Genomic DNA, 12,764 nt, shown 5'->3' on the forward strand with positions numbered 1-12,764 from the left:
TTGCGTTGTGGGTCAGGCGTACGTGGCTTCGAGCCACTCGGCGAACGTCGGACCCGCCAATTTCGCGTGCGAACCCGGCAGCAGCCCACCGTTCTCGAACTGCTCACGATCCGGGTTCGCCTCATCACTCGACTCGATAACCTGGGCAGGCGCACCGAGCTTGGCCGCGAGCAAACCGGCCGCACCCGCCATCGTCTCCGGCTGCGGTCCCGCGATCTCAGGGAACGGCCCGTCGAGCGACTCCGGCAACGGGTGCACCGCCAATTCCACCAGCGCTTCGGCCACCGCACGCGCCGCGACCAACTGGGTGCGCATCTTCGGCAGGTATGCGACCTCGCCCTGGGTCCCCCACTGCACCATTACCTCGACCAACTCGTGGAACTGCGCTGCGCGCAGAATCTGCACCGGCAGCGGCCCTTCCAGCAGCGCGGCCTCATGCGCCAGCTTCGCGGCATTGTATCCGGCGAGCGAACCATCGATGCCGATGATGGACACCACGACCAGCCGCTCGACGCCGGCCTTCTGTCCCGCCTCGTGCAGGTTGCGCGCCGCGGCTCGGAAGAATTCGGTCGCGATGGTCTGATCCGCGGACGGCGTGCTGGACGCATCGATGACGACATCCACACCATCGAGCGCCTCCACGAGCCCGACGCCGGTCTCGATATCCACTCCGTTGGCGCGGGAGAATGCGACGACCTCGTGCCCCTGCTCGTTCAGCACATCCACGACATGGCGGCCCAACCGTCCGGTCGCTCCGGCCACCGCGATCTTCTTGATATTCGACATGATCACCGCTCCTGTTTTCGCTGCGTTGCTCCGCTTTCACAGTGAGGACGACGCAGGGCGATCAAGTGTGACATGCCGTTCCTCGAGATCCCTTGACCTACTTCCTCGAAATCCTCTTAATGCGGCATTCATCCGAAACCCTTTCGCACGCCGCGAACTCCGGGAATGATGATCCAGTCGCGCCAACTTTCGAGCCACCAGGAAAACTGTGAGAAGCATTTCGAGATTCGTCTTAACCGTCATCGGTGCCCTCGTCGCCATCGCGCTCACCGTCGGCTTCGCCTCGACCGCGTCGGCCGCACCGGGTGAATCACCGGAACCGACCGCACCGGTCGCGACCCAGCCGATCGCCGCGGCAACCGAACCGACCCCGCAAGCCGACCTCATCGGCCAGTGCCTGGCACCCGGCGACACCATCGAGGTCAGGACGCTGGTCGGTGGTCTGCTCGGCGCCACTATCGGCGGCATCGCGGGTCTGCCCCTCTTCTTCGTCGGCGCGATTCCGGGATTGATCATCGGCGGACTCCTCGGCGTCCTCATCGGTTCCACCTCCTACGCCGTCGATGAAGGGCACCTTCAGCAGCAAGGCTTGTGCTAGTCACCCGCCCGACAACGTTGCGTCGGCAATCGCCGATGCCCCGTTAGGCCAACAAACACTGTTCCCGCGCACCGATTCGCGCGCCACGCATGATTTCCCCCGCGATTTCGTGCGCGGCGCTACAAAAGGCGCGCGGGAGCGCGTGTTGTTACCGAGGCAACTATTGGACGACGAGCTTGTCCCGAAAGTGGTTGCGCGGCAACGTGTTAGCGTACGAGCATGAGCTCGGGCACTGATCGATTCATAGACGCCGTATTCGACTTCGAACGCGCGGTGCACGCGCAGGACCCAGAAGCACAGCAACAAGCCCACATGGAGTTGCATCGCCTGTACCAATCGGCGACTCCGGAGGAAATGGCGCAGGGCGGAAAACGGCTCGCCGATGTGCTGACAGATGTACCGCCGGGACCGCGAGCCAATATCGCGGTCCTGATCGGCGCGTGCGTCGAAAGTGGCGCGGATCCGGTGGTATGCGCGCCGAGCGTGCTTGCCAATCTCGCCGAATCCCTCGACAGCGCAACCGAATTCGCGCAGCAGTGGGCGACCGCCGATGTCGGCGAAGCCCCCGATCCGGAGCATGTCGAGCTGGACCCGGAACTGTTCGAATACTTCGGCTTCGGCCCGACACTGTCGTGGTGGACGCTCGCCGACTGGAATCGGGCTGCGTTGGCCATGTTGTCGCACAAGGAAGTTCGACAGAAGTTCGGACACTCCGGTCGCGAGATCATCCGCGAGCGGCACGACGCACTCGGCGAAATCTCGGACCGGTGGGATAAATGCCTCGGCTACGCGTTGAGCGTGCTGGACGACGAGCCGGTCATCGTGCTGCACCGCGAGACCAACACCGGCTACGCCATGCGCATGACCGGCATCGGCGACAACTTCCAATTGCACACCCTGCTCGCCGACGCCCTCATCGGCGGCGGGCATATTCCGGGTGAGGCGCCGTCGGCGGAGGCGGTCGCGATGTGCCGCGATGTGCCCGGCATGGTGCACACCACCGGATCGTTCAATCTGGTAGCGCCGGATGGCAGCTGGATCTGGAACGAGGGCACGCCCTCCGATATTCCGGTCGTCGACGGCATCCATCTGCTGGTGCTGGATCCGCCTCCGTACCAACGTAGTTGGCCAGCCGGGCGCTTCTTCCCGAATATGGTCGGCGACCTTACCCTGGAACGGGTGCTCGCCCCGGATGAAACGGCCGCCTGGTTCGAGCGTGTATCACCGGCGAAGGGTCCCGACGAGGAGTAACGGCTGACGCCCAATCGGCGACTCAGCTCCCCCAGACAATCAGCGCCGCCCGCCAACTCGAATCCGCCAGCTCCACCTGGCATCGGCTCGAGCAGAAAATCAGCTCCACCCGGCGGCTCAGCTCCGGCCTGGCGGCTCAGCTCCGGCCTGGCAGCTCAGCTCCGGCCTGGCAGCTCAGCCCGGCCCCAGCTGGGGCGCCGGGCGGTGGGGCGTGCAGTGCGGCGTGTAGCGTGGCCGCCCATTGCGAGACGATCTGTTTGCGGCGCGCCGAGTCATCGGTCAGGACATCGGCCAGACCGAGTCCGCGTGCCATATCGAGTGTGGCTTGAACGAGGTGATGGGTAACCGGATCGTTATCGTCCACGCCCAGCGCCGCCACGGCCCGGCGATGCGATATACGCCCGAATTTGGCCTCCAGCGGCACAATTCGCTCCCGCAGTGCCGGATCGGCCGCCGCATGCGTCCACACCTGCAGCGCCGCTTTGAACAGCGGGCTGGTGTAGGAGTCGACCAGACCGGCCACCACCGCCTCGGTGCGCTCGACCCCGCCAGCCAGCGCGGCCATCGCCAGCGCCTCATCCTTGGACTGCTGGGTGCGGGTGTCGAACATGTACTCGAGTGCCGCGGTGATCAGTTCTTCCCTGGTCGGGAAGTGATGCTGGGCGGCGCCCCGGGACACCCCGGCCCGTTCCGCGACAACCGAGACCGTGGCGGCCGCCCAGCCCATTTCGGCCAGGCAGTCGATGGTCGCCTCGAGCAGGCGCTGCCGGGTGATCCGGCTGCGGTCCTGCTTGGGTTCGTGGGGTGTCACCATCAGTTCACTCCGAACAGGCTGGCGGCCGTGGTGGCATTGGTCGTCGGCGAAATCACGGCGCTATTCTGCCCAGGTCGGTGGACGACGCTGCAAGAAGGCCATCATGCCCTCCTGAACCTCCGGGGTGCCGAAGAAGCTCGCCGAACGTTTCGCCAGCTCCTCGGCGGAGCTGTCGAACTCAGCCAGGATGTCCGCGTTGACCAGTCGCTTGGCCTCGGCGAGACCCTGTGGGGAGCCCTTGCGCAGCTCCGCGCCCAGTCGGGCCACCTCGGCCGCCGGATCGTCGGCGGTGCTGGTGACCAGACCGATCTGCTCGGCGATATCCGCGCCGAACTTCTCGCCGGTGAGGTAGTAGCGACTGGCCGCGCGCGGGCTCAGCCGCGGCAGCAGGGTCAGCGAAATCATGAACGGCGCCAATCCGATTCGCACCTCGGTGAGTGCGAAACTGCTGCCGGGACCGGCGACGACGATGTCACAGGCCGCGACGATGCCCATACCACCTGCGCGCACATTGCCGTCGATCTGCGCGATGATCGGCTTCGGTGTTTCGACGAGCCTGCGCAGTACGCCGATCATCACCCGGGTGCGCTCATCGGCGGCAACGGCCGGATCGGCATTGCCGGCTTCACTCAGGTCGGCGCCCGCGCAGAAGGTATTGCCGGTGTGCGCGAGCACAATGACGCGCACGGCGGGGTCGGCTGCGGCATCGTCGAGGCCCTGCAGCAACTCCGCGACCAGCCGCGAGGACAGGGCATTGCGGTTGTGCGGTGAGTCGAGCGTGAGCGTCGCGAATCCATTACCGACCGCATAGCGCACGTATGGCGCGGTGGATGTCTCGGTCATCGAGCCTCCTGTCGTGGCATCCGATCCCGCCTTCGTCGCCCCGGCATTGGAACGACGCGGGCGGAATATCAGTAGGACTTCGGCAGGCCCAGCGAGTACTGGGCGACGAAGTTCAGCACCATCTCGCGGCTGACCGGGGCGATGCGACCGATGCGGGCGGCCGCGAGCATCGCGGCGAGTCCGTACTCCTTGGTGAGGCCCGCGCCGCCGTGGGTTTGGATGGCTTGATCGAGCGCCTTGATACTGGCCTCGGCCGCAGCGTATTTCGCCATATTCGCGGCCTCGGCCGCACCCATCTCATCACCGGCGTCGTAGAGCGTCGCGGCCTTCTGCATCATCAGCCGGGCCAACTCCACCTCGACTTTCACCGCGGCGAGCGGATGCGAAATACCTTGGTGCGCACCGATCGGCGTCTTCCACACCGTGCGTTCCTTGGCGTATTCGACGGCGCGATCGATGGCGTAGCGGCCCATGCCGACGGCCATGGCGGCGCCCATGATGCGCTCCGGGTTGAGGCCCGCGAACAGCTGCATGAGTGCGGCATCTTCCTTGCCCACCAGGGCATCCGACGGCAGGCGCACGTCATCGAGGAACAGTGTGAACTGGTGGTCCGGTTCGATGATGTCCATTTCCTGCGGCGTCTTGACGAAGCCGGGGGCATCGGTGGGCACGATGAACAGTGCGGGCTTGAGCTTGCCGGTCTTGTGGTCCTCGGTGCGCGAGACGATGAGCACGGCCTCGGCTTGGTCCACACCGGAGATGAAGATCTTGCGGCCGTTGAGGATCCAGTCGTCACCGTCACGACGCGCGGTGGTGGTGATCTGGTGCGAGTTCGAACCGGCGTCGGGTTCGGTAATACCGAAGACCATCTTGGCGGTGCCGTCGGCAAGTTTGGGCAGCCACAGCTGCTTCTGCTCGTCGGTGCCGTATTTGGTGATGATGGTGCCGCAGATGGCCGGAGAAACCACCATCAGCAGCAGGCCCGCACCCTGCGCGGACAGCTCCTCCATCACCAGCGCGAGCTCGTACATGCCCGCGCCACCGCCGCCGTACGCCTCCGGCAGATTCACGCCGAGGAAGCCGAGTTTGCCTGCCTCATCCCATAATTCGGTGAGCGGCTCGTTCTTGCGCGCCTTCGGCAGCACATAGTCGCGGAAGCCGTACTTCGCGGCGAGCGCGGCGACCGCGGACCGCAGTGCCTTCTGCTCATCGGTTTCGATAAAGCTCATGCCTGCGCCTCGCTGACGCTCGGCTCCGGCATGCGCTTTCCGCACTGACACATGATTCGTTCGCTTCGCTCTCTCATGAGTTCTCCTGGGATTCGGTGGGATCGACGACGGCGAGCACTGCGCCGACATCGACCTGCTGGCCGACGGTGACATTGAGGGCGCTGAGCACGCCCGTGGCGGGCGCGGAGATGGTGTGTTCCATCTTCATGGCCTCCAGCCACAGAATCGGCTGGCCCTGTTCGACGGCGCTGCCGACCTCCGCGCCGATGCGAATCACGCTGCCCGGCATGGGCGCGAGCAGTGAACCGTGCGCGACCTGATCGGCCGGATCGCTGAAACGCGGCAGTCTGCGCACCGAAACCGGTCCGAGCGGCGAGTCGACACAGACCAGGTCGCCGTAGCGGGCGATATCGAATTGCCTACGCACCAGACCGCGTTCGCCCGGAACCGAGAGGACCACACGCTCCGGACCCGCCTCTACCAGTTCGAGGCCGTCGTGACCAGCAACCGCGACTCCGGTTCGGGTGAAGCGGTAACCGATGTCATGCGTTGCGCTGGTGCGGCTCTCGTACGACTTGTGCTGCGACTGCGAAGGTAGATTCCGCCAGCCCGCGGGCAGCCCGGCGCCGACCCTGGCCGCCTTCCGGTTCGCCGCGGCATCCGCGAGCGCGGCGGCGACGATGGACAGTGCCTGATCCGCTTCGGACACCAGCGGCGCGGACAGCGAATCCAATCCGTGCGTTGCGAAGAACGCGGTATCGGTGTCCCCGGCCAGGAATGCCGGATGGCGCAGCACCCGCACCAGCAGATCGCGGTTGGTCACCAGACCGTGAATCTTGGCTCGCTGCAGCGCTGTTGCCAACAACCGTGCAGCTTCACCGCGAGTCTCGGCGTAGGAGATGACCTTCGCCAGCATCGGGTCGTAATGCACACCGACGACCGAACCGTTCACCACACCGGTATCCAGGCGTACGCCGGGACGGTCGAGAATGTCGAATTCGGTTGCCACCAGCGGGATATCGATCCGATGCACCGTCCCGCTCTGCGGCTGCCATTCGTGCGCGGGATCCTCGGCATACAGCCGGACCTCGATCGAATGCCCACGTAGCGGTGGCGGCGCGGCAGCCAGCTGGCCGCCAGCCGCGACCTCGAGCTGAGTCCGCACCAGATCCAATCCGGTGGTGCATTCGGTGACGGGGTGTTCCACCTGCAGCCGGGTATTCATCTCCAGGAAGAAGAACTCCCCCGCCTCGTCGGCGAGGAATTCCACGGTCCCGGCACCGATGTAGCCGATTGCACCGGCCGCCAGTGTGGCCGCCTCGAACAATCGCTCGCGCATGCTCTGTCCATTGGCCGTGCGCGGGAGCCCTGCGTGGTCACGCTTCGCTGCCGCCTCCGGGCCTGACCCGCGCTCGCCGTCGATCCGCTGGACCAGCGGCGACGGCGCCTCCTCGATGACCTTCTGGTGGCGGCGTTGAATCGAGCATTCCCGCTCGCCGACGGCCCAGATAGTGCCGTTGGCATCGGCCATGACCTGGACTTCGATATGTCGTCCGGTCTCCAGGTACCGCTCGCAGAACACCGTCGGATCGCCGAATGCCGATTCGGCTTCCCTGCGTGCGGCGGCGATTTGGGGTTCCAGGTCGGCGAGCTCGCGCACCACGCGCATACCGCGCCCGCCACCACCGGCGGAGGCCTTGATCAGCACCGGCAGATGCGCCGCGGTGACCTCGGCCGGGTCGAGTTCGGCGAGTACCGGGACTCCGGCCGCATCCATCAACTTCTTGGCAGCGACTTTCGAACCCATCTGCTCGATAGCCTCGACCGGCGGGCCGATCCACACCAACCCCGCCGCCAGCACGGCCTGTGCGAATTCCGCGTTCTCGGAAAGGAATCCGTAACCCGGATGGATCGCATCAGCACCGGTGGCCAAAGCCGCCTCGATGATCAGCTCGCCGCGCAGGTAGGTCTGCGCGGGTGTATTGCCCGCAAGACGTACCGCCGCATCGGCTTCGGCGACATGCGGTGCCGCGGCATCCGCATCGGAATAGACCGCGACGGTACCGAGACCCATGCGACGACAGGTCGCGAAAACCCGACGGGCGATCTCACCGCGATTGGCTACCAGAACATTCGTGATAGGCCCACCCGGCACGCGAGCGCCGACCCTCATCGAATCGCTATGCGATGCTGTCATTTTCCCTCACATCCGGAAGACGCCGAAGCCATCGGCGCCCTTGACTGGGGAATTGTGGATGGCCGACAACGCCATTCCCAATACCGTGCGGGTGTCACGGGGATCGATCACACCGTCGTCATACAGCCGCCCCGACATGAACATCGGCAGCGATTCGGCCTCGATCTGCGCCTCGACCATCGCGCGCATCCCGGCGTCGGCCTCCTCGTTGAACGGAATGCCCTTGGACTCAGCGGACGCACGACCCACGATCGAGATCACACCGGCCAGCTGCGCACCGCCCATGACAGCGGATTTCGCACTGGGCCAAGCGAAGACGAACCGCGGGTCGTATGCGCGACCACACATGCCGTAATGGCCCGCACCGTAGGACGCGCCCATCAACAGCGAAATATGCGGCACCTTCGAATTCGAGACCGCGTTGATCATCATCGCGCCGTGCTTGATGATGCCCTTCTGCTCGAACTCCTTGCCGACCATGTAGCCGGTGGTGTTGTGCAGGAACAGCAGTGGCGTATTGGACTGATTGGCCAGCTGGATGAACTGAGTCGCCTTCTGCGACTCCTCCGAGAACAGCACACCGCGCGCGTTGGCGAGAATACCGACCGGATAACCGTGCAGCTCCGCCCATCCGGTGACCAGGCTACTGCCGTAGAGGGGTTTGAATTCGTCGAAATCGGAGCCGTCGACAACGCGGGCGATCACCTCGCGCGGATCGAACGGAATCTTCAGGTCGGACGGGACAATTCCGAGCAGATCTTCCTGGTCGTACAGCGGATCGATCACCTCGGCGCGCGGCGCCGGGCCCTGCTTCTTCCAGTTCAGCCGCTTGATAATGGAGCGGCCGATGCGGATGGCATCCTGCTCGTCGACCGCCAGATAATCGGCCAGACCCGAGACGCGCGCGTGCATATCCGCGCCGCCGAGCGATTCGTCATCGGATTCCTCGCCGGTGGCCATCTTGACCAGCGGCGGTCCGCCGAGGAATACCTTGGAGCGCTCCTTGATCATCACCGTGTAGTCGGACATGCCCGGGATATAGGCGCCACCGGCGGTGGAATTGCCGAAAACCAAGGCGATGGTCGGGATTCCAGCTGCGGATGCCCTGGTGAGGTCGCGGAACATCCGTCCGCCGGGTACGAAGACTTCCTTCTGGGTCGGCAGGTCCGCGCCGCCGGATTCGACGAGTCCGATTACCGGTAGTCGATTCTGCATGACGATGTCGTTCATGCGCAGGTTCTTGCGCAACGTCCACGGATTCGACGTGCCGCCGCGCACCGTCGGATCCGGTGCGACGATCATGCATTCGACGCCCTCGACAATGCCGATACCGCACACCACACTCGCCCCGACATGGAAGTCGCTGCCCCACGCGGCAAGTGGGCACAGTTCCAGGAATGGCGAATCCTCGTCGATGAGCAGTTCGATGCGCTCGCGCGCGGTCAACTTGCCCCGCTTACGATGCCGGGCCAACTTATCCGGGCCACCGCCGGCGATGGCCTTGGCGAATTCGGCCTCCACCTCGGCGAGTTTGGTGGTCATGGCCTCGGCCGCGGCCGTGTATTCCGGCGATGCGGTATCGAGGGTGGTGCGTAGTGTCGTCAAGACTGGTACCCCAATCGTTTTGCCGCCAGTCCGGTCAGGATTTCGGTTGTGCCACCGCCGATACCGAGAATGCGGATATCGCGATACTGCCGCTCGACCTCGGATTCGCGCATATAGCCCAGGCCGCCGAACAACTGCACGGCCTGATTGGCCACCCATTCGCCCGCCTCCACGGCGGTGTTCTTGGCGAAACACACCTCGGCGATCAAATCGGTTTCGCCATCGGCACTGCGCTGCACCACATCTCGGGTGTAGACGCGAGCCACGTCGATGCGGCGGGCCATCTCGGTCACCGTATTCTGCACCGCCTGCCTGCTGATCAGCGGGCGGCCGAAGGTCTCGCGATTGCGCACCCAGTCCAGGGTCAGATCCAGGCAGCGCTGGGCCTGTGAATACGCCTGCACCGCAAGCCCGACCCGCTCGCTGACGAAGGCGCCGGCGATCTGATAGAAGCCGGAATTCTCCGGACCGACCAGATTCTGCACCGGCACCCGAACATCCACATAGGACAGTTCGGCGGTATCGGATGCCCGCCAGCCCATCTTGTCGAGCTTGCGGCTGACCGTGAAGCCCGGCATGTCCTTCTCCACCACCAGCAGCGAAATCCCGCCGGAGCCCGGACCGCCCGTGCGCACGGCGGTCACCACGAAATCGGCGCGCACGCCCGAGGTGATGTAGGTCTTGGCGCCATTGACGATGTAGTGATCGCCATCGCGGCGCGCGGTAGTCGTGAGATGGCCGACATCGGAGCCGCCACCCGGTTCGGTAATGGCGAGCGAGCCGATCTTCTCCCCGGCCAGTGTCGGGCGTGCGAAGCGCTCGATCAGGTCTTCGTTACCGGAGGCGATGATGTGCGGTACCGCGATACCGCAGGTGAACAGCGAGGCGAACAGGCCGCCGGAACAACCGGCCTGATGCATCTCCTCGCAGACGATCATGGCGTCGATACCGTCACCACCGGAACCGCCTGCGGATTCCGGGAATTGAATGCCGAGCAGCCCGAGCGCTCCGGCCTTCTTGTGCAGTTCGCGTGGGATCTCGCCGTCGCGCTCCCAGGCATCGAGGTACGGAAGGACTTCTCGGTCAGCGAAACCCCTTACGGTGGCGCGCAATTCGCGCCGTTCCGGCGTATTCCACGGACTCATAGCAACTCCAATGGGATATCAACATGACGCGAGCGCAGCCATTCGCCGAGCCCTTTGGCCTGCGGATCGAAGCGGGCCTGATAGGCCACCCCCTGCCCGAGCAGACCCTCGACAATGAAGTTCACGGCACGCAGATTCGGCAGCACGTGTCGGGTAACAGTCAGCGGCGCGGCCTCGGGCAGCAGTTCCTTGATCCGCCGCACCGTCAGCGTATGCGCAAGCCAGCGCCACTGCTCATCGGTGCGCACCCATACACCGATATTGGCGTTGCCGCCCTTATCGCCGCTGCGGGCCAGCGCGATCGTGCCCAGCGGCGCTCGGCGAGTTCCGTTGGTGGGCAATGGCTCCGGCAGCTGCGGCTCGGCCACCTCCGCCAATTCCAGAGTGTCCGACGCGGGCGCGATATCGACGCGCGTGCCTTGCGGCAGCACCGCCGCATGCGGCACCTCGGCGGCATCGACGAATCCCGGCGTGTAGACCCCATACGGCGAACCATTGCCGGGCAGGCTGGTGAAGTTGGCGCCCGGATAACTGGCCAATGCCAGCTCGACCGCGACATTGGAGAAGGAGCGGCCGACCTTGTTCGGATCCGGATCGCGCACCACGCAGCGCAGCAAAGCGCTTGCCTGCTCCTCGGTTTCGGCATCGGGCCGGTCGAGGCGCGCCAGCGTCCAGGTCAGCTCCGCGGGCCGCACGGGCAGCCAGGACTCCAACTGTCGTTGCGCCAGTGCCGCTTTCGCCTCGATATCGAGGCCGGTGAGGACGAACTCCATCTCATTGCGGAAACCGCCGAGGGTATTGAGCGACACCTTGAGCCGTGGCGGCGGCGCTTCACCGGTCACCCCGCTGATCAACACTCGATCCGGGCCTTCTCGACTCAGCTCGATGCTGTCCAGCCGCGTAGTGACATCCGGCCCCGCATAACGTGCTCCTTGGATCTCGTACATCAGCTGTGCCGCAACGGTATCCACCGTGACCGCACCGCCTGTGCCCTGATGCTTGGTAATGACACTGCTGCCATCCCTGCGCACTTCGGCGATCGGGAAACCCGGCCGTCCGAGATCGGTCAACTCGGTGAAGAACGCGAAGTTACCGCCGGTGGCCTGTGTACTGCACTCGATGACATGTCCGGCCACGACCGCACCGGCAAGCTGGTCGTAATCGGTTCGCCCCCAACCGAAATGGGCGGCGGCCGGGCCGACGATCACCGAGGCGTCGGTGACCCGACCGGTGACCACGATATCCGCGCCCGCATTCAGACATTCGACGATGCCCCAGGCACCGAGATAGGCATTGGCGGTCAGCGGCGACCCGAGGCCGAGCTCGCCCGCCCGGCTGAGCAAGTCGTCACCCTCGACATGCGCGACCTTGGCATCGAGTCCCAGATCCGCGGCGACCTTGCGTAGTTTCTCCGCGAGCCCGGCCGGGTTGAGGCCGCCCGCATTGGTGACGATCTGAACATTGCGTTCCAGCGCCAGCCCGAGGCAGTCCTCGATCTGCCGGACGAAGGTCTTGGCATAGCCGAGGCTGGGATCCTTCATCCGGTCGCGGCCGAGGATCAGCATGGTCAGCTCGGCGAGATAGTCCCCGGTGAGCACATCGAGTTGCCCGCCCTCGAGCATCTCCCGCATGGCACTGAGCCGATCACCGTAGAACCCGGAGCAGTTGCCGATTCGGATCAGCTCCGGATCGGCGGCCAGCATACTCATCAGCTGGAAGGCCCTCCTGTGCGGCGAACCGTCCCGGCGCGCCGCGTTGCGCCGCCGGTGAAGTCCGCGTTCCGGGTCCAGCATCACACCGGATCCAGAAAAAAGCAAGCATGCGTGCTTGTTAATTGCTCCCGTGCTTATCAGCGGACAGGATGCGCGAGGCAGAATGACCAGATGTCGTCCGTCATCCTGTTCGCGCTGGCCGGGTTCCTGCTGGGCGGGGCCTACTCCACCTGGAAGACCGCCCGCCCACTCGCCATCGCCCTCATGGTGCTCGCGGTACTAGCCGCCGCGGGTGCGGTCGTCTGGTTGATGTAGGTCCCACTCAACCACCACGGAGCGCGTCTTACGAGCAACGTCCGCGGCCCGTCTCACGTCCGTTGACCGAAGCGCACGCACCGCAGGCTCGAGGCCCCACCGCCGCGCGAGCGCACCCCCGACGCCGAACGCCCCACACAAGCGACCACCACGGAACGCGTCCTACGAGCAACCTCCGCGGCCCGTCTCACGTCCGTTGACCGAAGCGCACGCACCGCAGGCTCGAGGCCCCACCGCCGCGCGAGCGCACCCCCGACGCCGAACGCCCC

11 protein-coding genes are annotated in these 12,764 nt (G+C 65.3%); 3 read left to right on the top strand and 8 right to left on the bottom strand.

All coding sequences use genetic code 11. The features are described 5' to 3' along the window. Window positions 1-12 precede the first annotated feature (12 nt). A complete protein-coding gene (locus tag AB0J47_RS30665; RefSeq protein ID WP_364353812.1) occupies window positions 13-786 on the bottom strand; it encodes an NAD(P)H-binding protein in 774 nt (257 codons plus the stop codon). A 208-nt stretch (window positions 787-994) separates the two neighbouring features. On the opposite strand from AB0J47_RS30665, the gene AB0J47_RS30670 reads away from it, so the two are divergent. Next, a complete protein-coding gene (locus tag AB0J47_RS30670) occupies window positions 995-1,384 on the top strand; it encodes a hypothetical protein (RefSeq protein WP_364353815.1) in 390 nt (129 codons plus the stop codon). Between the two features lie 219 nt (window positions 1,385-1,603). Then, the gene (locus AB0J47_RS30675) at window positions 1,604-2,635 is read left to right on the top strand and encodes a hypothetical protein (RefSeq protein WP_364353818.1); all 1,032 of its coding nucleotides are present in this window, start codon (window positions 1,604-1,606) and stop codon (window positions 2,633-2,635) included. A gap of 136 nt (window positions 2,636-2,771) precedes the next feature. Here the strand turns inward: AB0J47_RS30675 and AB0J47_RS30680 are convergent, their stop codons facing one another. The 7 genes from AB0J47_RS30680 to AB0J47_RS30710 form a co-directional block, all read right to left on the bottom strand. After that, entirely contained in the window at window positions 2,772-3,449 is a 678-nt protein-coding gene (locus AB0J47_RS30680) for a TetR/AcrR family transcriptional regulator (protein WP_364353821.1), read from the bottom strand. A gap of 60 nt (window positions 3,450-3,509) precedes the next feature. Next, complete coding sequence (locus AB0J47_RS30685) at window positions 3,510-4,292, bottom strand: enoyl-CoA hydratase family protein (RefSeq protein ID WP_364353824.1); 783 nt, start codon at window positions 4,290-4,292, stop codon at window positions 3,510-3,512. 68 nt (window positions 4,293-4,360) lie between these two features. After that, window positions 4,361-5,521 (bottom strand): acyl-CoA dehydrogenase family protein, encoded by a 1,161-nt coding sequence (locus AB0J47_RS30690; protein ID WP_364353827.1) that lies wholly within the window; start codon window positions 5,519-5,521, stop codon window positions 4,361-4,363. 73 nt (window positions 5,522-5,594) lie between these two features. After that, window positions 5,595-7,718 (bottom strand): biotin carboxylase N-terminal domain-containing protein, encoded by a 2,124-nt coding sequence (locus AB0J47_RS30695; RefSeq protein WP_364353830.1) that lies wholly within the window; start codon window positions 7,716-7,718, stop codon window positions 5,595-5,597. A 6-nt stretch (window positions 7,719-7,724) separates the two neighbouring features. After that, on the bottom strand, window positions 7,725-9,323 hold the full coding sequence (locus tag AB0J47_RS30700; protein WP_364353833.1) for a carboxyl transferase domain-containing protein: 1,599 nt from the start codon (window positions 9,321-9,323) through the stop codon (window positions 7,725-7,727). Continuing rightward, window positions 9,320-10,468 (bottom strand): acyl-CoA dehydrogenase family protein, encoded by a 1,149-nt coding sequence (locus AB0J47_RS30705; protein WP_364353836.1) that lies wholly within the window; start codon window positions 10,466-10,468, stop codon window positions 9,320-9,322. The genes AB0J47_RS30700 and AB0J47_RS30705 overlap by 4 nt, the downstream gene beginning before the upstream one ends. Then, the gene (locus tag AB0J47_RS30710) at window positions 10,465-12,177 is read right to left on the bottom strand and encodes an acyclic terpene utilization AtuA family protein (RefSeq protein ID WP_364353839.1); all 1,713 of its coding nucleotides are present in this window, start codon (window positions 12,175-12,177) and stop codon (window positions 10,465-10,467) included. Before AB0J47_RS30710 ends, AB0J47_RS30705 begins: the two co-directional genes overlap by 4 nt. 174 nt (window positions 12,178-12,351) lie before the next feature. On the opposite strand from AB0J47_RS30710, the gene AB0J47_RS30715 reads away from it, so the two are divergent. Then, complete coding sequence (locus AB0J47_RS30715) at window positions 12,352-12,495, top strand: hypothetical protein (RefSeq protein ID WP_364353843.1); 144 nt, start codon at window positions 12,352-12,354, stop codon at window positions 12,493-12,495. Window positions 12,496-12,764: the final 269 nt, after the last annotated feature.

This window comes from Nocardia sp. NPDC049737, from assembly GCF_040674755.1.
GTDB lineage: Bacteria > Actinomycetota > Actinomycetes > Mycobacteriales > Mycobacteriaceae > Nocardia.